Source organism: Desulfofalx alkaliphila DSM 12257 (assembly GCF_000711975.1).
Taxonomy (GTDB): domain Bacteria; phylum Bacillota; class Desulfotomaculia; order Desulfotomaculales; family Desulfohalotomaculaceae; genus Desulfofalx; species Desulfofalx alkaliphila.
The window spans coordinates 1-20,829 of record NZ_KL544002.1 but is presented as its reverse complement, the minus strand read 5'-3'; the positions used below and the strand labels follow the sequence as shown (position 1 = coordinate 20,829).

Annotated in this window: 19 protein-coding genes, 2 tRNA genes and 1 pseudogene; 14 read left to right on the top strand and 8 right to left on the bottom strand. The window is 43.3% G+C overall.

All coding sequences use genetic code 11. The features are described 5' to 3' along the window. The first annotated feature begins 63 nt into the window (after window positions 1–63). From BR02_RS14995 to istB, 8 genes are all read left to right on the top strand, one after another. The gene (locus BR02_RS14995) at window positions 64–1,167 is read left to right on the top strand and encodes a stalk domain-containing protein (protein WP_051688360.1); all 1,104 of its coding nucleotides are present in this window, start codon (window positions 64–66) and stop codon (window positions 1,165–1,167) included. A gap of 5 nt (window positions 1,168–1,172) precedes the next feature. Beyond that, a complete protein-coding gene (locus BR02_RS0114180; protein WP_031518175.1) occupies window positions 1,173–2,714 on the top strand; it encodes a COG1361 family protein in 1,542 nt (513 codons plus the stop codon). A 435-nt stretch (window positions 2,715–3,149) separates the two neighbouring features. Further along, window positions 3,150–4,163, top strand: a complete 1,014-nt coding sequence (locus BR02_RS14990; protein WP_051688359.1) for a stalk domain-containing protein — start codon at window positions 3,150–3,152, stop codon at window positions 4,161–4,163. 2 nt (window positions 4,164–4,165) lie between these two features. Then, window positions 4,166–4,546: a hypothetical protein gene (locus tag BR02_RS0114165; protein WP_031518171.1), complete on the top strand. Its 381-nt coding sequence runs from the start codon at window positions 4,166–4,168 to the stop codon at window positions 4,544–4,546. Window positions 4,547–4,613: 67 nt separating this feature from the next. After that, the gene (locus tag BR02_RS0114160; protein WP_031518169.1) at window positions 4,614–5,450 is read left to right on the top strand and encodes a hypothetical protein; all 837 of its coding nucleotides are present in this window, start codon (window positions 4,614–4,616) and stop codon (window positions 5,448–5,450) included. 59 nt (window positions 5,451–5,509) lie between these two features. Continuing rightward, window positions 5,510–6,289, top strand: a complete 780-nt coding sequence (locus BR02_RS0114155; protein ID WP_031518168.1) for a TadE/TadG family type IV pilus assembly protein — start codon at window positions 5,510–5,512, stop codon at window positions 6,287–6,289. A gap of 50 nt (window positions 6,290–6,339) precedes the next feature. Then, the gene (locus BR02_RS0114150; RefSeq protein ID WP_031518167.1) at window positions 6,340–6,729 is read left to right on the top strand and encodes a ParA family protein; all 390 of its coding nucleotides are present in this window, start codon (window positions 6,340–6,342) and stop codon (window positions 6,727–6,729) included. Window positions 6,730–6,743: 14 nt separating this feature from the next. Further along, window positions 6,744–7,394, top strand: a complete 651-nt coding sequence (gene istB / locus BR02_RS0114145; protein WP_084171073.1) for an IS21-like element helper ATPase IstB — start codon at window positions 6,744–6,746, stop codon at window positions 7,392–7,394. 305 nt (window positions 7,395–7,699) lie between these two features. Here the strand turns inward: istB and BR02_RS0114140 are convergent. The 6 genes from BR02_RS0114140 to polA all read right to left on the bottom strand — a co-directional run bounded on the left by BR02_RS0114140 (window position 7,700) and on the right by polA (window position 13,335). After that, window positions 7,700–7,782: transfer RNA gene (locus tag BR02_RS0114140), tRNA-Leu, on the bottom strand. A gap of 55 nt (window positions 7,783–7,837) precedes the next feature. Further along, window positions 7,838–8,416 carry a lytic transglycosylase domain-containing protein gene (locus BR02_RS0114135; protein ID WP_420795396.1) on the bottom strand — a complete coding sequence of 193 codons (579 nt, stop codon included), beginning with the start codon at window positions 8,414–8,416 and terminating at the stop codon, window positions 7,838–7,840. A 50-nt stretch (window positions 8,417–8,466) separates the two neighbouring features. Further along, entirely contained in the window at window positions 8,467–9,084 is a 618-nt protein-coding gene (gene coaE, locus BR02_RS0114130; protein WP_051688357.1) for a dephospho-CoA kinase, read from the bottom strand. A 29-nt stretch (window positions 9,085–9,113) separates the two neighbouring features. Beyond that, complete coding sequence (gene ytaF / locus BR02_RS0114125) at window positions 9,114–9,761, bottom strand: sporulation membrane protein YtaF (protein WP_031518162.1); 648 nt, start codon at window positions 9,759–9,761, stop codon at window positions 9,114–9,116. Between the two features lie 83 nt (window positions 9,762–9,844). Continuing rightward, window positions 9,845–10,669, bottom strand: coding sequence for a bifunctional DNA-formamidopyrimidine glycosylase/DNA-(apurinic or apyrimidinic site) lyase (gene mutM / locus BR02_RS0114120; RefSeq protein ID WP_031518160.1), 825 nt, complete (start codon window positions 10,667–10,669; stop codon window positions 9,845–9,847). Between the two features lie 5 nt (window positions 10,670–10,674). Further along, a complete protein-coding gene (gene polA, locus BR02_RS0114115; protein ID WP_031518158.1) occupies window positions 10,675–13,335 on the bottom strand; it encodes a DNA polymerase I in 2,661 nt (886 codons plus the stop codon). A gap of 128 nt (window positions 13,336–13,463) precedes the next feature. Between polA and BR02_RS0114110 the strand changes: the two genes are divergently transcribed. Next, window positions 13,464–14,903 (top strand): S41 family peptidase, encoded by a 1,440-nt coding sequence (locus BR02_RS0114110; RefSeq protein WP_031518156.1) that lies wholly within the window; start codon window positions 13,464–13,466, stop codon window positions 14,901–14,903. Between the two features lie 41 nt (window positions 14,904–14,944). Beyond that, window positions 14,945–15,562: a DedA family protein gene (locus tag BR02_RS0114105; RefSeq protein WP_031518154.1), complete on the top strand. Its 618-nt coding sequence runs from the start codon at window positions 14,945–14,947 to the stop codon at window positions 15,560–15,562. Window positions 15,563–15,608: 46 nt separating this feature from the next. Here the strand turns inward: BR02_RS0114105 and BR02_RS0114100 are convergent, their stop codons facing one another. Further along, window positions 15,609–16,382, bottom strand: a complete 774-nt coding sequence (locus tag BR02_RS0114100; RefSeq protein WP_031518152.1) for a polysaccharide deacetylase family protein — start codon at window positions 16,380–16,382, stop codon at window positions 15,609–15,611. Between the two features lie 154 nt (window positions 16,383–16,536). Here BR02_RS0114100 and BR02_RS0114095 point away from each other — a divergent pair, with 154 nt between their 5' ends. Together BR02_RS0114095 and BR02_RS0114090 are read left to right on the top strand one after the other, a co-directional pair. Next, a complete protein-coding gene (locus tag BR02_RS0114095; RefSeq protein ID WP_238442485.1) occupies window positions 16,537–17,658 on the top strand; it encodes a D-alanyl-D-alanine carboxypeptidase family protein in 1,122 nt (373 codons plus the stop codon). Window positions 17,659–17,716: 58 nt separating this feature from the next. Continuing rightward, a tRNA-Val gene (locus tag BR02_RS0114090) sits at window positions 17,717–17,791 on the top strand. Between the two features lie 55 nt (window positions 17,792–17,846). Here BR02_RS0114090 and BR02_RS0114085 read toward each other — a convergent pair. Next, window positions 17,847–19,307, bottom strand: coding sequence for a spore germination protein (locus BR02_RS0114085; protein WP_031518148.1), 1,461 nt, complete (start codon window positions 19,305–19,307; stop codon window positions 17,847–17,849). A 254-nt stretch (window positions 19,308–19,561) separates the two neighbouring features. Between BR02_RS0114085 and ytxC the strand changes: the two genes are divergently transcribed. Beyond that, complete coding sequence (ytxC, locus tag BR02_RS0114080) at window positions 19,562–20,485, top strand: putative sporulation protein YtxC (RefSeq protein WP_084171072.1); 924 nt, start codon at window positions 19,562–19,564, stop codon at window positions 20,483–20,485. Window positions 20,486–20,598: 113 nt separating this feature from the next. Next, window positions 20,599–20,829 (top strand): annotated as a pseudogene (locus BR02_RS14595) (ISLre2 family transposase); the annotation flags it as partial.

The window sequence follows — 20,829 nt, the reverse complement described above, 5'->3', positions numbered from 1 at the left end:
GAAATACATGGGAACAAACACATGTTTTGTTTCGTCTATATATTATAAGGAGAGTGATGATTAATGAAAAGATTATTAGCCTTTACAGTATGTTTGGCTTTATTTGTTTTACTCGTACCGGGTATGCGTGCTGTTGCTGCCCAGCAAGAACAAGTTGACGTATACGAACAAAAACAGCTAGTTAAAAGCGTTGTATTCGTAGTTGGCCAAGATCGCTACTTTATAGACAACAAAGTGCCTGGCATCAAGATGGACGCTGCCCCCTTCATCGAGCAGGGTCGTACCTTTGTGCCCATTCGGTTTCTAAGTAACGCCCTAGGCGTTGAAAATGAGAACATTGCATGGGAAAGCCCAAGAGTAACACTGTCAGAGCCAGGATTTCCAGTAGTAGAACTGGCAGTAGGGCAGAAACAGATTAAAAGTGATGGAAAAGTTACAAAAACCGATGTGGCACCGTTACTAAGAAACGGTAGAACTTTTCTTCCTGCTAGATTCGTAGCTGAGGCCCTTGGCTACACAGTGGAATGGGATGCCCAAAACAACATCGTTTTAGCTTATCCCAAAGGGCAGCCTAAGCCTGATTATAGCGAAGTGGTAGACTACATTGGTGGGGAACAGCCGCCAGTTAAAGAAGAACCCGAAACACCTGTAGGTAGTGCAGAAGAACTGTACGACAAAGCCAAGCCCCTTGAAGGCAAGCCCTTTAGTTTTGCCGATTGGAACTTTGCCCCAGAAGTTCAGAAGAGTTTACAAGATAAATGGGATTGGTTAAATACCACAAATCCGGTAATTCAAGAAGTCACTGTTGCTGATTTAAAACCCAATGGTATTGAAATTGCTGGAAAAGATGGTCATCGTGGAGATATTATCCATGACTTAAAGGTTACCCCGGACGGTGTAACTGTAACAGCATCAAACCCTGGCAAATCTATGCCTAAGTTCTACCTGGTTGAAGAGGGTAAAGTTGTTCGTTACCGCGGTGGTGGTGGATATATGGGAACAGTCACCGGCACGTTGACCGCACCAGTTGATCATATTCGTGCGGGTACACCGGATGGGATGGCATTTCTTCCACCTGCCGATTTAACCAAAGTAACCCACATCATGTTTGAGCTTGGCGACGAACTGCTTTTGGTCCAAAATCCTTTATACAAAGGAGGTAATTGAATCTCATGTTAAAAAGAATCAGTATTTTGCTGTTAATAGCTTTACTGTTAGCCGTTCCGGTTGGAACGGCTTTAGCATTGCCCCAAAATGAGGAACAAATTGTTAAACAAGAGGTAATAATGGGCTACTTCGATATCTGGAAAGGTAGCCAGTGGCAGGATACAAACAATGACGGCAACCCAGATATGCCCGGCCAGACCGGGAAGTCAACCAAACCCTTTAATTATAGTGCAGCTGATGAACTGGGAAGATATGAATTAACACGGGTAGAGGTACAATATCCCTTTACCCCTGATGAATATATTACCGCCGGTGGTCGCACATCCGGCCCGGATGGCCAACCCTGGATTAACACAAACCCAGGGGAAGAAGTTATGCCAATGCAAAAGTTTCATGAATATTACTTGGCTTATCTTCCCCAAAACCTGACTGTTCAAGTCACCAGCCAGGACTTAGCTGCCGGCAGTGCAACGGTACAGTGGGGGCTTGATCTTGTCCCTTTAACAAGTGCACTTAATATTAAGGACGAAGAAAACCGCCGGTACATCGGCTACGAGCCAGCCAACATCAGCAACCTAGTGGAAGGCTGGCGGTGGTACTTGCCGGGCATTATTACCTGGTATGGTGTACCTGTGGATGGGGTGTATGATTTTTCAGTTGAGTTAGATGAACAATGGTTTGGAGACATTGCACCAGGAACCAAAATAGCATCTAAAGTGAGGTTTAAGCTTAATGAAGATGCCCCCGGGCCGGCAGCTGCTAGGCTGTCTCTTGTTCATCATGTTAACGGCACAGATTACAATATAGTTTTAAACCCTGCTGAAGATGTATACCAACCGGGTGAAGTAAAAGAGTACACTTATAGCTTTACAGCACAGAGTGTAGATAGTGAAATCATCACCACCATAGAACCAGTAGTGGTCACAGATCCTAACCTTGAAAACAATGAAGATAGGGCATACGTAAATATTATGCAACCTCCACCGCCTGTGCAGCCGGGTTCGGCTAACCTTACAGCGGTGTCCCAAGATGGCAGCATCACCCGGCCCCCAGGGACTGCAAAGTGGACGGATCGGGTAACTTGCAGGTTTACTGCCCCAACACCACCAGTACCCAGTAGAGGCTGCCATGGTGCATACCTGACCAGTTGGCATCTTGTCAGTGCAGAATTAATAGTGCCAAATAAACATCCTAATTTTACTTTTGGCAACCCTTTACCGCCCCAAGGAACAAAGTCAATACCCATGAGAGTTACAGGCAATAGAACTGCAGAATTAACCTTTGAACAAAATTGGGGCATGGATGGAGCAAAAATTTTCAATCCAATAGCTGGTAGATTAATGGCAGAGCATCCCCGGCAATACGATTTAACTGTACGATATACGGTTAGTAGAAGTTACTACTGGATGACCTCTACCCCTTGTCCACCACTCAGTAATAGCTCTCATTGCCATAGGCGTGGTGGTAGTACAACAGACACAATAACCCTTACCTATCCACTGAGACTGACAGTGGACGGCACTGGCGTAAATAGTAGAGCACAGTAGGGAAATCGTTGATACTTATACAGTAGTTCGATGTAGAAAAATGTGGTAAAATAACTTTGGGAATACATAACTAACTAACGGGCCTCACCTGCCGGGGATGGAAACATCCAAGAAAGGGGGTGAGGCGGGATGATTACCATAAGTGACGCAATACAGACTGTTATAGCTATCATCCTACTTATCACCCTAGTAGTGTTAATCACCGACCGTCGTAAGTAGTTAAAAACCCTTAAACTGTGGGTAGCAGTTTAAGGGTTTAAGATGAAAACCTCGGTATGTGAGGCACCCAAGCCGTTTTGTTAGTTATTAGTATTCCCACTTTTATTATCTTTAAAAGTTTTAACTTTGTCAAGCATGTTCAATGAAATAAAGGAAATACATGGGAACAAACACATGTTTTGTTTCGTCTATATATTATAAGGAGAGTGATGATTAATGAAAAGATTATTAGCCTTTACAGTATGTTTAGCTTTATTTGTTTTGCTCGTACCGGGTATGCGTGCTGTTGCTGCCCAGCAACGGGAACAAGTAGACGTATACGAGCAAAAAGAGTTAGTTAAAAGCGTAGTGTTCGTAGTTGGCCAAGATCACTACTTTATTGACAACAAAGTGCCCGGCATCAAAATGGACGCTGCCCCCTTCATCGAGCAGGGTCGTACCTTTGTACCCATTCGGTTTCTAAGTAACGCCCTAGGCGTTGAAAATGAGAACATTGCATGGGAAAGCCCAAGAGTAACACTGTCAGAGCCGGGATTTCCAGTAGTAGAACTGGCAGTAGGGCAGAAACAGATTAAAAGTGATGGAAAAGTAACCACAACTGATGTTGCACCGTTGTTGCGTGATGGCAGAACATTCTTGCCCGCTAGGTTTGTAGCTGAAGCATTAGGCTATCAAGTGGATTGGGATCCTCAAAACGGTATTGTATTAGCTTATCCTAAAGGGCAAGAAAAGCCTGATTATAGTGCAGTGGTAGACTACATTGGTGGCCACCAAGAGCAGGAGCCGCCACAGCAACAAGAGGCAATTGATGTTAGGGATTCCACCCAAACACTGGGCACTAAGTACCAGCACCCCTGGTTTTCACCAACTGATAAGGTAGTATATATTACTGTTGATGATTTAAAGAAAAATGACTATAAGTTGTTTGATACAGAGATTATTCACGATATTAGATTTGATGATGAATATGTGTATGTTAAGCGAAGTAACCCGGTGGGAACAGCCGGCTTTGTCTTCTTAGTTGAAGATGATAAGCTACGTCAACGTGATCCAGACCGCCAGAGCTATTCAAAGGATAGTCCTTTTGAATCAAAGCACTCCATTATTAATGACCGCAGGGATGGTTCAGAGGGATGGCCGACAGCAGATATAACCAAAGTTGATTACGTTATGGTTGAGTTCCCTGGTGCACATTTAATGATTGAAAACCCCTTAAAAGGGGGTAATTAGAAATGCGTAAACTAACTGCTATATTATTAACGTTTGCGCTGCTGCTGGGACTTGTACCGGCGGCATTTGCAAACACCGGTGAGCAAATTATACACCGTCAGGTAGGAGCCGGATATTTTGATATCTGGCTGCACAGTGACGGTGTCACCTGGCAGGACACGAATAATGACGGTGTTCCTGATGTAAAGGGGCAAAAAGGCAAAAAGCATACTCAGGTTTATACTTTGCCAGATGACAAAAAACACTACGAAATAACACGTGTCGAGGCAACACATATATTTGACCAATCGCATTATGATGCTGGCAATACCTCTAGCCCAAAATCTTGGGGAGTTGCGTGGGAGATCTTTTTAAGAGATTATCTAAGATATCTCCCCCAATAATCTTTCTGCCCTGGAGGTTGACACTGACCTAACAACCGGCAGTGCAACCGTCGAGTGGAATTTTGACTTGACGCCCGAAGCAGGGGCCTTTGATCTTAAAGCCTACCACACTGACCAGGGTGAAGGTTTTAGTAACGCTGTAGAGGGCTGGCGCTGGTACTTACCGGTGATGGTTACCTGGTATGGTATAGTTGCAGAACTCCCTGACTTCTCAACAACAATACCAGAGCACGTATTTGATGTTGCGCCAAACACTAAAATTACATCAAAAGTAAGGTTTAGTCTCAACGCCGATCATCCACAACCGGAGACAGCTAGACTTTCACTGGTGCACAAGGTGGGCAACAACGAATACCCTGTAACACTGCCGGTAACAGAGGCTTTGTTTCAACCCGGGGAAACAAAAGAGTATGACTTTACTGTTACCTCACAACATACAAACACCGAAATAATATCAAGAATTGAACCAGTGAGCACTCCAACAGACGCCAACCGGGATAACAACGAGGATATAGCACACATCGAAGTTCAAGCATATGATATAGCTATCAAAATACAACCTCTGAAAACTAATTGGGTAATTCCAGACAACAGCGTTCTTGTAGAATCAACAGTGACTGTAAGGCGTAAAGATAACTTCCCTGGCACACTGCCAGTAAAGGTTACGATTAATGGACCGGGAGGCCCGAAAGTACACACTCTTAATCTAGGCCCCAAGGAGATTAAGCAGTATCCATATAATTTCAATGCAGGCCCAGGAACATACACTATAAATGGTGAGGCATGGCCAGCAAATGATTCATGGACAGACGTATATCCGCAAGATAATAAAGATAGTGTTACAATTACTGTTAAGAAGATGAATTTACCCGAAACCGACAGAAAAATTAGAGTTGGCCTATAGTTCACTAGCCCACTGTTAGTAACCTAACAGTGGGCTTTTTGTTTTATAGGAGGTGAAATATGAAAAACCTTATTAAAGATCAAAAAGGACAGGCATTGGTAGAGTTTGCTTTGGTTTTTTGCATATATTTGGCAGTTCTGTGTATATTTCTTATTCACGGCTTGTGGTTATATAACAGCTACCAGACCGATAGAGCCGCACGACATGCAGTAGTATATTTAGCTACAACAAATAATCCGTCCCATGCTGAGATTATTGCTAGAAACCATCTGAAAAACACAACAGTAGCATCCCAAATTAAAGAAGTTAGGGTTTATTGGAATGGTCAACAACCTACAGCCAGGGCAAGCATAGAAATGGCAACCTTTTTCCCTGGTGCAGCTAAACTGCTTAATCCTAAAAGCCCTAAATGGTCAGGAAAAGTTACTATAACAAAGGAGGCTGTGGCACCCGGTAAAAATGATGACCAGCCAATTATACAACTAAAGACCACTGCCAAAACCCGGTTTGTACGAAACAACATAGTTACTGCAATTTCTCCTGGGGGCGGAAAAGGGAACACTACTTTATTAACTTCATTGGCCACTGCTGCGGCTATTAATATTCCTAATAGAAGGCCGGTTGCTATTCTCGATCTAGCTGAATTTCCAAAGGTGCCAACTGTTTATGGCATAAGTTGTTTAGAAATGTTAGAAAACCCGGACATACTATGGCCTTCTATTAGTACCTGGGATGAAAGCACAGGGTACAGTATAGATGAATACACTATAAAACATCCTGATTTAGGAAACCTGTATATAGTACCGGGTGTTATAGTAGCAACAATTATCATGAATTAGACCTAAGCAAAATACTTAAAGTGATTGAGGCCCTTTAAAGACAATTCGAGATGCTGTTCATTGATTTACCAAAAAGCTTTACTTTTTTAGAAAAACTTTTGCCTTTTATGGATACGGTGTTAATAACGGTTAATCCTGAATATGGCTCTTTGGAGGGAGTGGTTCAGTTATTACCGACGTTAAAAAAAGTCAATAAAACAGAGAACGCTTTTATAGTGTTTAACCGGGTAGGTTCTCCCGGTTTTTTTGATGTGCAAGAATGCTGGAAAGTATTAAAAAGTATGACGAAACAGATACAGATACCGGAACGCATTGGCAGTTTTTCGGAAACAGATTCAATTATCAAGCATCTTAATTCTGGAAAAAATGAGATATTTTATAACCGGTTTTGGAATGGAGTCAGCATAAATGATTTTAATGATATCCTGTGTAACTGGTAAACTAGAATCAACAGATTTACGCAAATAAGCATAAACACTATTTTCTTTTCAAACTAATTAGCTATGAAGTTCAAAGGCGTGAAGAAAAATCCCTGGAAAGGCGGCTCAAACAGGCTGCCTTTCCGGAGCACAAAACTCTTGATGAATTTGACCTAAGAGAACAAAAATCTCTAAGCAAAAAACAGCTAAAACAACTAAGAGAATTATGGTGGCTGGATCAAGGATATAACCTGATACTGCTTGGCCCACCCGTGGTCGGCAAGACCTTTATTGCTACCGGACTAGGATTGGAAGCAGTGCATAGAGGCTATAAAGTTAGTTTTATTACCATGGATGACTTGGTGCAGGTACTTAAAACCCAGGAAATTACCCGTAAATCCAAGACAAGGTTAATAAAAATCATTGACTCAGACCTGGTAATTATTGATGATTTGATGTTTTTAGCCATGGACCGCCATGAAGGAAATCTTTTTTTCCAGCTAATCAACAAACTTTATGGCCAGTCTTCAGTGATAGCAATATCTAACAAAAGCTCGGAAGATTGGAGTGAGTTACTGGGGGCCACTGCTATCCTGGATAGGCTTATTCATAGGAGTGAAGTGATTAATCTTACTGGGGATAGCTATAGAATCAAGCACAGGGAAACCATTTTTGGGAATAACTAGGTGTTAATAGTTATTTGCGTAAATTTGTTCAAAATTATTTGACAGTTACACCTTGATAGATGTCTTGTCTGGTATAATGAGTAAAGAATCAAATTAAGGTGTGATGAGTCCAGTGGAGTACCGACAGCGCATAGGATTAGTGGCTTAAGTTGTCCAAGATTTTGTCCGCACCCCTTTAGGATTTTATCACCGTTTTTAACAACGCAATACTAGACGAGCTTTATAACTACTAAATATTAGTTAATAAACAATAAAAAAGCCTTTGCATATTCTAATAATTAGAAGTTTGCAAAGGCTTTTTGCCTTGGTGTCGGAGGAGGGACTTGAACCCTCACCCTCTCGGACACGCCCCTCAAACGTGCGCGTCTGCCGATTCCGCCACTCCGACACGTTTACTGACAAGAAACATTATAACATAGTGGTGAGATCTCTGCAAGGCAATTTTACTGATTAGTGCCGTCATATAGTAGTTTATATACCTTGTAATTCCACATTATCTTTCGCACATAATGCCTGGTTTCTGCGAAGGGTATTTGGTCGATGTTTTTAGTTTCACCGGTCCAGTATCCATTTTCTAACCAGTTACTAACGTTGCCGCGACCGGCATTGTATGCGGCTAAAATTAAGGCTTGGTCTCCGGGAAATTCTTTTTTTAAATTAGACAGGTACCAGGCACCCATGTTAATACTTATTTCTGGGTTATATAACTGGTCAGGGTTAAAATCTGTTCTTCCCATTTGATCGGCAATCCACATACCTGTATCTGGCATAATTTGCAATAGACCTCGGGCGCCGGCCGGTGAAGTGGCCTCGGGATTAAAGTTGCTTTCAGTTTTTATTAATGCTGCCAGTAGGTAAGGGTCTATATTGTTGGCTATGGCATGGTGGGTAATGGATTCGCGATAGGGAAATGGGTAAATCTGCTTGGCTAAGTCATGGCTTTTAAAAAGTACAAATAACATTATTGCCAGCAGCAGAATTAATTTTATATAGGGCATCTTTTTTTTCTTCTGTCGGAACAAACATATCACTCCACAAAACTTAGGTAAGCAAATGCTATTGCAAAATATATTCAGTTCTTTTTATCAGTATCACCGGTTGCATAGAGATTCCATAACTTCAATACTTGCTTGCGTGTGTTTTCCCAGCTGCCGTTGTTATCAATCACCTCATGGGCGAATTTTAACCGTTCCGATTCCGGCAGCTGTGAGTTAATACGTTTTAGGGCCTCTTCTTTACTAAGCTTGTCCCTTTTTATTAAACGATCGATTTGGGTTTGAGGGTTAACATGCACCAGCCAAACTTGGTCCACTTGTTTGTGAAGGCCTACCTCAATTAAAAGTGGGGCCACCAGTAGCAGCATCTTTTGCTCCCCTGTTTGTTTATGCCAAGCAATTTCATCGGCAACTATTTTTGAAATTTTGGGGTGCATAATTGCGTTTAATTTTTCTAAGGCTTCACTGTTATCAAAAACTATAGAGGCCAGTTTTTTTCTGTTTAAGGTGCCATCGGCGTGCAATACGCCCGGCCCAAAGGTGTGTGCAATTTCCTTTAGCGCCGGGCTGCCTTGAGCAACCACCTCTCTTGCTATTATATCAGCATCTAATATTTTTGCTCCCAGTTGAGCTAAGTAATTAGCTACGCTGGTTTTACCGCTGGCAATGCCACCGGTCAATCCGATAACAGTCATTACTATCACCCAGTTGATATTTTTTAGAATTAATACATTTGGGATAACCCCAGTGCTATTAACAAAAATCCCGGTAATACAGCTATTCTATGTCCGATGGCGGAGGTGGAAATACCGCTGCCCATTAACAATCCTCCGTAGGTCATTACTATGTGCCCCACACCGACCACTATGCCCGTTAGCAAAAGATTAAAACCCATCATTGAAACGGCAAAACCGGCGGCAAAGGCATCCATGGCCAGCGCTGTTCCCAACAGCAGGGCCTCTTGGGGGCTGATAACCCCTGATTTATCTAGGTCTGCCATTGAAGGGTCCCGCAGTATTTGGATTACCAGGCCTAAGGAGCGGATACGTATTTGCATTACCGTTGGGTCATTAGTTTCTAACATATTTTTAGTCTTTTTGCCCTTTGATTTAGGCCAAGACTGTATTAGTATCCACACGCCGATGCACATCAGCATGATGCCGCCAATGCGAGTGGCTAAAGCCTCTGAAAGATAACCGGCAACCACATGGCCAAAGGTCATCGAAATGATAATTGCCAGTACTGACATTAGGCTTATTATTAATAACGAAGAGAAAGGTATTTTAATTTTTCTTATGCCGTAAGCTACCCCGGCCCCCAGGGCATCGATGTTTAGGGCCAGTGCGAAAATTGCTGTCGTCAGCAGTTCCAAAACATTTCCCTCCCATATAGCTCAGTATATTTTTGTTCACTATATGGGAAAGAAAGTAATTTGGTGCATGTTCAACCATGGTGCTAAGTTTGGCACTGTGGACAGTAGTATGAACTGCGGCCCGTCACTTTTTTGCGCTCAATGGCTGTGCCGCAAAAGTTGCATGGCTGCCCTTTACGGTTATAGGCCTGCAGCATATCTTGATTATTGCCGATGTTGCCCTGGGCATCCACGTAGTCCCTAAAGGAAGTGCCTCGGTTTTTAATCCCCTGTTGTAACACTGCCACAATGGCCTGATGTAACTGTATAATTTCATCCTTTGTTAACTGTTGAGCGGGACGCTCAGGGTCTATTTTGGCCAAATGCAGTGCCTCATCGGCGTAAATATTGCCCAGGCCGGCCACAAAGGATTGATTTAATAACAGGGATTTTATCTTTGCCCGCCTTCTTTTTAATTCCCTTTGGAAGTATTCCACTGTGAAATTGTCACCCAGTGGCTCCGGCCCCATATTTTTTATGCCCGCTATCTTGTTAACTTCTGCATTGGGCAGTAGGTGAATTTGCCCAAATTGGCGCATATCGGCAAAGGCCATCTGTCTTCCATTATCAAAAACAAAAAGCAGGTGCGTATACTTGGGCAAGTCCGTTTTTTCATCTAAAAAAACCAGCCTGCCGGTCATTCTAAAGTGAACAACCAAAGTACGTTCACTTAAAGGTATCATTAAATACTTGCCGCGCCGGTAAAGTCGGTCTTTAACTTTTTGCCCCACCAATGCTTTTTTAAAATCACCGGGGGTGTGACTGCGTATAATTTTGGGCAGAAATACTTTAACATCGGCTATGGTTAAACCTGTGATATGTGTTTGTAGTGAGTGTTTAATGGTTTCTACTTCTGGTAATTCCGGCATATCCGTTACTCCATTATCAAGTTTGCTTCATCCACCGGTTTTGCATCGTACCAACTGGGGCCGGCCTTGACTTCTACCACCAGGGGAACGTCAAGGGTGATGGCCTTTTCCATACACTCTTTCACCAAGGGTACTACCACCGGCAGTTCATTTTTAGGAACATCAAATATCAACTCGTCATGAACCTGCAGTATCATTTTAGATTTAAGTTTTTTATCTTGCAACTCTTTATCAACACGAACCATTGCTAGTTTAATAATATCCGCAGCGCTGCCCTGTATGGGTGTATTCATGGCGGTGCGCTCACCAAAGCTGCGGGTCATCCTGTTGGGGCTCAAGATATCCGGCAGGTAGCGGCGCCGGTTTAATACAGTGGTAACGTAACCCTTTTCTTTAGCCTCTCTGATGATACGGTCGATATAATCTTTTACCCCGGGACAGCGGGCAAAGTAATTTTCGATATACTTGCGCGCTTCAGCCCGGCTTACTTTAATATCCCTTGCCAAGCCGTATTCACTGATGCCATATACAATACCAAAGTTAACTGCCTTAGATCGTTCGCGCATTTCCGGGGTAACCTCATCGATGGGTACGTTAAACACCTCTGAGGCTGTGCGGGCGTGTATATCCTGCCCCTTATTAAAGGCTTCTAAAAAGCCGGGGTCCCCGGCTATATGGGCCAGCACACGCAGTTCGATTTGTGAATAGTCCGCCGTTAAAATAAGGTTTTCCTTATGCCGGGGAACAAAGAATTTTCGAATACGGCGCCCCAACTCCATGCGAATGGGAATGTTCTGCAGGTTGGGTTCAGCGCTGGACAGCCGCCCGGTGGCTGTTACCGTTTGGTGCAGCGTGGTGTGAATGCACTTGGTCTTCTTGTTAATAAGCATGGCCAAACCGTCGGCGTATGTTGATTTTAATTTTGCTAACTGTCTGTGCTCCAATATTTTTTCAACGATATCATGTTTTTCTGCCAGTTGCTCCAGCACCGAGGCGTCGGTGGAGTAGCCGGTTTTAGTCTTTTTGATAACCGGCAGCTTTAGCTTTTCAAAAAGTATTTTACCCAACTGCTTGGGAGAGTTAATGTTAAACTCTTCACCGGCCAATTGATAGATTTCAGCAGAAAGGGATGATAAGCGTTGACCCAGCTCCGCTGACATTTCCGCCAACATATCCTTATCCACTGCCACTCCGGCAATTTCCATTTTTGCCAATACCTTAACCAAGGGTAACTCTACTTCATAAAACAAGCGTTCTTCCTGTAGTTCTTTTATTTTATCGTGCAGTACCGGTACTAGTTTATTAATGGCGTCTGAACCTGCCGGTGCAGCAACCTCCCCTTTGCCGGGCAGTACTATGCCCAAATACTCCATGGCCAGGTCTTCCAAATCATAGTTAGAAGTGGCCGGGTTTAATAAATAGGCGGCAATCATGGTGTCAAAACCTAGATTGTTCAGTTCAATACCATGACGGTGCAGCAGCCATATGGTGTTTTTACCGTCATGGCATAACTTTGCAATTTGCTCATCCTCACATAATTCCTTAATTGTTTTTAGATAAGGGGCATCTGCACCTTCCACCGGTATGTAATAAACATTGTCTTGTGTTGCAATGGCAGCGGTTGCTACACCCGTTTCCCGGGTGCCGCTTAACAGCAAGGAAATTTTTCCATGCTGTCTTGCTTCATCCAACAGCTGCTGCAGTATTTCAGGTTTGGTTATTTTTTGATAGCCCACCTGATACCTATTCACTGCGGGCAGGATGCTGTCTTTTTGTTGCTTGCTGCCCTTTTGATCCTTTTGCTTATTTAAAATTGACTTAATGAGAGACCTAAACTCCAACTCGGTGAACAGTTCCAGCAGTGGTGGATAATCCGGCCCGCTGTAAGAGCATGCCGCTAAATCAATTTCTATGGGCGCTTGCTGCTCGATGGTGGCTAACTTTTTTGATAAAAGCGCTTGCTCCCTATACTTTTCCAGTTTTTCCCGCTGACCTTTGGGCAGGCGGTCCAGGTTATCTAATACTTCTTCCAATGTAGGGTACTGCTGCAGTAGCTTGGCTGCCGTTTTTTCCCCAATGCCGGGCACCCCGGGAATGTTGTCAGAACTGTCCCCGGTGAGTCCGCGAAAGTCGGTAAACTGATTGGGGTAAACCCCAAAGCGTTCCCACACCTTGCCTTCATCATAAATTTCATGTTCAGTAATGCCTCTTTTAGTCATAAGCACCTTGGTGCGGGGGGAAACAAGCTGCAAGGCATCCCGGTCGCCGGTGACAATTAAAGTTGACAAGCCCGTTTGTTCCGCTTTGGCCACTATGGTGCCAATTAAGTCGTCGGCTTCATATCCTTCCAGCTCAAATATCGGAATGCGCATTGCTTTTAAAATATCTTTAATTATGGGAAACTGGGGCCGCAATTCGTCGGGCATTGCCTTACGGTTGGCTTTATATTGGCTGTACTGCTCATTGCGAAAGGTAACCCGGCCTTTATCAAAGGCCACTGCCACCAAGCCGGGCTGCACATCATCTATTAACTTTAACAGCATGTTGGTAAAACCATAAGCGGAATTAGTTATTAACCCCCGGGTGGTTGTTAAAAGGGGGATTGCATGAAAGGCCCTGTAGGCCAAACTGTTTCCGTCTACCACAATCAATGTATCTAGGGACACATGTAGCACCTACCTCATATTATCTTACTTATTATTTTCACCACCGGCTTCATTAATACCTGCTTGCAGGTTTTTTTAACCAAATAGCGAATTGTTTAGTAAAGAAAAACAGCGGTGGGGGGATATTTTTGTTTAAAAAATTATCATTAATATTGGTGCTAATGGTGGCCTTAATTTGTCCCAAGCCTGCACAGGCCTATGAAAACTATGTTGACGGGATTACCACCATTGAAGAGGTTTTAGATTATACCTTAAACTATCATGTTGATCGGCCTAAGCTTGACGACTTAGTTAACGGCGCCATAGAAGGGATGCTAGACAGTTTAAACGATCCCCACACAGAATACATGACACCGGAGTCGTTAAAAAACTTTACTGATTCCCTAGACGCCAATTATGTTGGCATAGGTATAAAAATGGAGGCAGAGGGCGACTACCCAAAGGTGGTCGCAGTTTTTGACAACTCTCCCGCCCAAAAGGCAAATTTAAGGGTGGGGGATATTATAATTAAGGTAAACGGGCAAAGCGCTTACCAAGAGCCGTTGAGCGCAGTTGCCGACAAGGTTAGGGGTGTGGAAGGTACCACCGTGACATTAACGCTGCAGCGGGGGAAAGAACAGTTTGATGTTACCCTCAAAAGATCGGCGGTAAATGCCCCCACAGTCACCACCGATATCATATTCGATAATATTGGTTATGTGGCCATAGATAGTTTTGGCACAGAAACGTCCAATGAATTTACAGCGGCAATACAGCAAATAAAATCTTCTGCGGTGGACGGTTTGATAATAGATTTACGTAATAACACCGGCGGCTACCTAATGTCTGCGGTTCATATAACAGAGCATTTCTTGCCGGTGGGCACGGCAGTTGTCAGTGTGGTAGACAATAATCGCGAAAGTATTGTTTACCGCAGTTATGGCACAGGCAGGGCAGCGGGTATTCCTTTAGTTATATTGGTGAACGGCAATACCGCCAGTGCAGCGGAAATACTGGCCGGTGCTTTGCAAGACCATGGGGTTGCTACTCTGGTTGGAGCCCAAACTTATGGTAAAGGCACAGTACAGACCTTATTTAACCTACACAACGGGGGAGCTCTGAAGGTAACCGCTGCCAAATATCAGCTGCCCGGGGGTCGCTACATTGACGGTGTTGGAATAGAGCCTGATAAAAAGATTCTTTCACCGGGGTTAGAAATACATGGGGCTAAACAATTAATAAAGCCTGACGACCAAATACAGGTAGAGTTTACAGTGGGAGAAAACAGGGCAGTAGTAAACGGTAAGCAGTATAGGTTAATGGGTGCCCCTTATCAAAAGAACGGCGTCTATTATATCCCCCTTCGTTTTGCGATGGAAAGCTTGGGCTATCAAGTGGAATGGGATGATGCTCGCAACGGAAGTTATTTAACCGGCCTGGGTAAAAAACTGTTTATTCCCGCCAATGGAGAAACAATTCATCCGTTGGAGGTGGCCAATTTTATTTCTTACATATCTGTGCCGGACTTAAAAAACCTGGGTTTTAATTGCCAGGTGGATGCACAAAGGATAAAGGTAATTAAGGACTAACCACGCTCCCGGCGGCATAGGCTGTAAATGGGGGTGATTGGATGGTAGATGCCTTTTTTTCCTTGGTAGAAAAGTGTTTTTCATGGGTGACAGACTTTATCATTGCCCTTGGCTACTGGGGAATTGCCATCGGAATGGCCATTGAAAGTGCCAACATACCGCTGCCCAGTGAACTAATACTGCCCTTTGGGGGCTACTTAGTGTCCACTGGGCAGTTGAGTTTTTGGGGAGCGGTGATGGCGGGTACGGTGGGGGGTACGGTGGGCTCGGTGGTTTCTTACTATATTGGCCTGCGGGGTGGCCGCCCACTGCTACTGCATTACGGCGGCTATGTGGGAATATCCAGGGATAAAATATTTTTAGCAGATCGCTGGTTTGAGCGCTACGGTGAAGCCACTGTGTTTTTTACCCGGCTAATGCCGGTTATCCGCACCTTCATATCCCTGCCGGCAGGGGTAGCTAAAATGAACTTTAAAAGGTTTGTCTTGTATACCTTTTTAGGTTCGCTGCCCTGGAGTATACTGCTGACATATGTGGGTTTAAAAATGGGAGAAAATTGGCAGCAAATTAAACCCTGGTTTCACCGTCTGGATGTGGTGGTGCTGGTGGCCATATTGCTGGCTGTGGCATATCTGGTAATGCGCCGTAGAAAACCATAGGTGGCATAGTTTTGGGGTGGACTGTTGTCCACCCCTCTTTATTAGTTTAATCTGTGGTGCCGGGGCCGTATTTCAGCAACTCTGATACCGTTACCAGTTTATAGCCCTTTTCTTTTAGGCCATCTAAAATGGTGGGCAAGGCATCGGGGGTACGGTCACAAACATCGCTGGCATGCATTAGTATAATGTCTCCCGGCGATACATTTTTTAACACCTGGTCGGCAATTTGTGCAGAACTGCGGTCTTTAAACCAATCCAGTGAGTCTGTGTCCCATTGAATGACGGTATACCCGATTTCATTGGCGGCTTCTAATACCGACCCCTTCCAAGCCCCGTTGGGACAGCGGATTAAGTTTGCTTCATGACCGGTGGCCTCTTTAATACTTTTATGTGCTTCCATTATGTTTTTTTGAATTTCTTTCTTAGACAATTTGTCAAGATCCACATGCTCGTTGCCGTGACTGGCCACCTCATGGCCGTCTTTAGCTATACGCTTAGATATTTCCGGGTACTTTAGGGATGCCGGGCCGGATAAAAAAAATGTACATTTAACATCCCTTTCCTTCAGGATATCCAATACTGGCACCGCCACCTTTTCTCCGTAACTCCAGTCAAAGGTTAAAGCTGCCACCTTTTCTTCTGTCTTTACCCGGTAGTAGGCTGCCTGCTGTTGCTTTACCGCTGTGTCTCCAGTTACGGCAATGTCATCTGTGGGGCTGTGAAAAATAACCACCGAAAGCATAACTGCCACCGCAACAAAGGCAGCCATAATAGGTAACCGTTTTCGCCATTTGTAAAAGTTAAAGGTCCAAACTCTCAAAAATTACACCACCCTTATTTATATTGGATTCTATTTATACATATTTTGCTAGTGGTAACCTTAGCACTAAGTTACTGTGTTAAAAAATGGAATTAATATTGTTAATAAATATGGACGGCCCTAGTAAAAATAAGCTTGGGGGGGGACAAGTAAATTGACAATTAAAAAAATACAGGTTTATTCCTTGCTGGCCCTTTTGGCCGTTTTAATGGCTTATCCCGATATAGCTGCAGCCAGCCCTAAGGTGACCGCCGATGCGGCGGTGTTAATGGATGCCAAAACGGGTCAAGTTTATTATGCTAAAAACCCTGATAAACAGCGCTCACCTGCCAGTTTAACAAAGGTGATGACAATCATTCTGGCCTTAGAGCTGGGCGATGCCAATGAAATTGTGACGGTGAGCAAAAGGGCAGAAAATATTTCTGTGGGCTCACAAATTAATCTGCGGGCAGAAGAGAAGATAAGTCTGGGCGATCTTACTAAAGCTGCAGCACTGTTCTCGGCCAATGACTCCACCATTGCCATTGCTGAACACCTGGGTGGCAATCATGATAATTTTGTAAAACTTATGAATCAAAAGGCCTTGGCCATTGGGGCAGTTAACACCAGATTTGTAAATACCAATGGCTACTCGGTGCCAAACCATTATTCCACTGCCTACGACTTAGCACTGATTACCCGTTATGCGCTGAAAAATGATGCTTTTGCAGAGCTGGTAAGCACTAAGGAAGCCACCATTCACTGGGCTGAAAATGGGCGTAAAATGGATGTTCGCAATACCAACCGCTTGCTGCGCAGCGATTACCCCGGGATAGACGGGGTGAAAACCGGCACCACCGCCCGGGCGGGCAATTGTTTGATTGCTTCGGCCACCAGAAACGGTCAGCAGCTGATAGCAGTGGTGCTGCACAGCAGAAACAGGTATGAGGATGCTGCGGCATTGTTGGAATATGGCTTTAATGAGTTTGAAGAGCAAAGGGCAGTAGAAAAGGGGGAAGTTCTTGGAGCTGTGCAGGTTGAAAGCGGTGTGCACAGTGATGTTGCAGTGGAAGCCGGTGATGACATAGTGGTTGATGCACCTAAGGATGGGGGCAAGGTAGAATTAAAGGTTTACATGCCCGGCAGTGTCCCTGCACCGGTGGAAAAGGGCCAACAACTGGGACATGCTGCCGTATTATATAATGGAAAAGTATTAAAACAGGTGCCTTTGTTGGCCACTGAACGGGTCAAAGAACAGGGATTGTGGTTTAAACTAAGGCAGGGAATGGCCAATTAAATATCCTTGACTTTGAAGTGCATATATAGCATAATATTATATGCACTTCAAAGATATTGGGCGGGTAGTTCAGTGGGAGAACGCTTGCTTGACACGCAAGAGGTCGGAAGTTCAATTCTTCTCCCGCCCACCAATAAAGATAAAGCCCTCCGGGATTTTCAAGATTTCCGGAGGGCTTTTTGATACCTTTAATCATTGGTTTTATCTTGGGGGTTTAGAATACTGGGCCTTTCAAGTTTCATGGGAATAGGAACACGGAACAGCACTACAAACATAGCTTTTGCATTAAAGGGTATTAGTGGCCACATGTAGGGTACATTTAAGGTTTTTGTTGATGCCAGCAGTATAAACCAAAGCAGCACTGCTCCTATTAGGCCGTACAGACCAAATATCGCCGTACTTATTAGAAATAACAACCTTGAAATGCGGTTGGCTAAGCTCAACTCATAACTGGGTGTGGCGAAGGTTCCTGTTACTGCTACGGCTAAGTATAAAATCACTTCGCTGGTTAATAGCCCCACCTCAACGGCTATTTCACCGATTAATAGGGCGGCCACTAAGCCAAGGGCGGTTGCCAAGGCGTTGGGGGTATGTATGGCTGCCATTCTTAATACTTCTATACCGATTTCAGCAATTATAAACTGCCAAAATAAGGGTATTTGCCCCACCTCTTCCGGACCGATAAATTTAAGGCTTGCCGGCAGTAAATGCTGGTTGGTGGCAAATAAATACCAAAGTGGAAGTAAAAATAATGAAGCTGCCACTGCTATAAATCTAACCCAACGCAAAAAGGCACCCACTATGGGTTTTTGACGGTATTCTTCGGCATGCTGCAGGTGATGCCAAAAGGTGGTGGGGCAAATCATTACACTGGGTGTGCCGTCCACTATTATTAATACATGCCCCTCCTGCAGGTGAACTGCACAGGTATCAGCCCTTTCGCTGTATCGTACCATAGGATAGGGGTTCAGATTTTTGCCAAATATGAATTCCTCCAGGGTTTTCTCACCCATCGAAAGGCCGGAAACATCAATATCTTCCAACTGCTTTTTTAGTCTTTTTACCAGTTCAGGATCAGCTATGCTGTCAATATATGCAAGGGCAATGTCGGTTTGCGAGCGCTTGCCCACTTGAATATATTCCATTACCAAAGAACGATCTCTTATTCTTCTGCGGATTAAGGTACAGTTAAAAACAATTGTTTCCACAAAGCCGTCCCGGGGTCCCCTAACCACCCTTTCAATGTCAGGCTCTTCAGGGGAACGGACCGGGTATTCACGTATATCAATTAAAAGGGCTTGGGTACAGCCGTCCACTATTAATGCCGCTTGTCCGGCCAGTATTTGCCCTATCACCTCTTCTAAATCTTCGGTGGTCTCAACCTCAATGTAAGGAATAAAGGTTTGCACCAATTTATCAATGGTGTTTGTTCTTAGGTCGCTGGAAGTAAGGCGCTTTAATTCCCTCATTATAAGCAGCAATACATCATCTTTGGCAAATCCATCCACAAAAAACAAGCCGAAATCTTTGCCGCCGTACTCTAATTTGCGGTAAATGATATCAAAGTTCTTTTCAATGTGCATCTCTTTTAACAGGTAATCAATGTTTTCACTAAATTTCTTTGAGATAGGGACTTCTGTGGTTGCCATAGTTTCACTCCGTTCAATTTTCTTAAGATAGCATGTTAATTAAAACTGCCTTTTATGTATTTGCATAAATAAATTGTTAAATAAAGAAAAATACTTTCTATAATTGGAGTGATATTTAAAGAACCTTATTAAATTGGGTAAGCATCAACTTTATGGTTGATGCCTTAGTTTTTTCTTGGCATAGTGCAAACTTATTTCGTCTATACTGCTCTTAGGAAGTAAAATTGTAAACATGAAAATATCCGCCACATATAATGTATTGTAATAATGGAAGGGGTGATTATGTGAACCCATGTATTTCCATTGGAGCCTCAAAGCATGTTGATTTACTGAAAGCAAATTTAAGACGTCAGTTCTGCATTTTAGAAGATGAGGGCATAAAGGTAGAGGTTAGTGAATTGCCCGCAGGGAAGTATACTTTTTTATCATGTAATTTGGGTAATAAATGCTGCCCGCCCAGTAATGGCGAGAAGGAATATAAATTATTTCAAAATTATGTTGCCAGTGTAGTGTCAGATGTTATCTTAAATAAATGGGAATCAGTTCTCTTAAATGACCTTATACGCGAAAACTATTACTACTTTAATGAAGAGGAAAAACAGAGGATTTTTCAGCACACCGTTGAAAAGTTAAGAATGAAGAACGGGGAAATGGGCTATAGGGTACATAATCAGCGCCGCAACCAAATTTATCAACGGTTAAATGAGTACCTTTCTAACCATGACCATCTGGTTGTTGATGGCTTTATCCGATTTCGTTTAAAAGAGTATATATCTGAGCTCAAGGATGCCATTGACAATGCAGTGGACGACTTTTTAATTGAGCGGGAATACGGTGAATTCATTCAATTGCTAAGGTATTTTGTTGAAATTCAAGAGCCGCGCATCGATCAGGTTCATATAATTGTGAAAGACAATGGGTATTTTGGTCTTTATGACAAAAATAAGAAAAGACTAAATCATGAGGAAATTGACGATTTTGTATTAAACATGATTGAGAGCGACATCAACTACGAGGACCTACTGCTCAGTGCCTTAATATCTATTGCGCCTCGGGAAATAGTATTCCACTATAAAGAAAAAAGTTACCCTAAAAATACATTAAAGATGGTGCAGGATGTTTTTGTGGGACGTGTTCAGTTGTGCAATAGTTGCGATTGGTGTGAAAAAGAAACATAATGAAGAAAGTTGACCATAGTGTAAAATTGTTGTAGGAAAAAAAGAAACAAGAGACCACTCTTTTTGGTAAAATAAAGTCGAGCAAAACCCAAATTACCAAAGGAGTGTCTCTTGTGAATACTATTCTACTACAAAAATGCGAAAAATTCATTGAGCAATTATTAAATTTTTTTGCTTCAGATAGAATTAAGGCCATTGAAGAGATGGAAACCACCTTAAAAGAATACACGGACAATTTTATTGTGGATATGATGAGTGCATATCTCGAAGCCCTTGATAAATCTATAGTAGAAGACAAAACCGGCCGTAAAAACAAAGGTCTGGTAATACAAAGAAAAAATGAT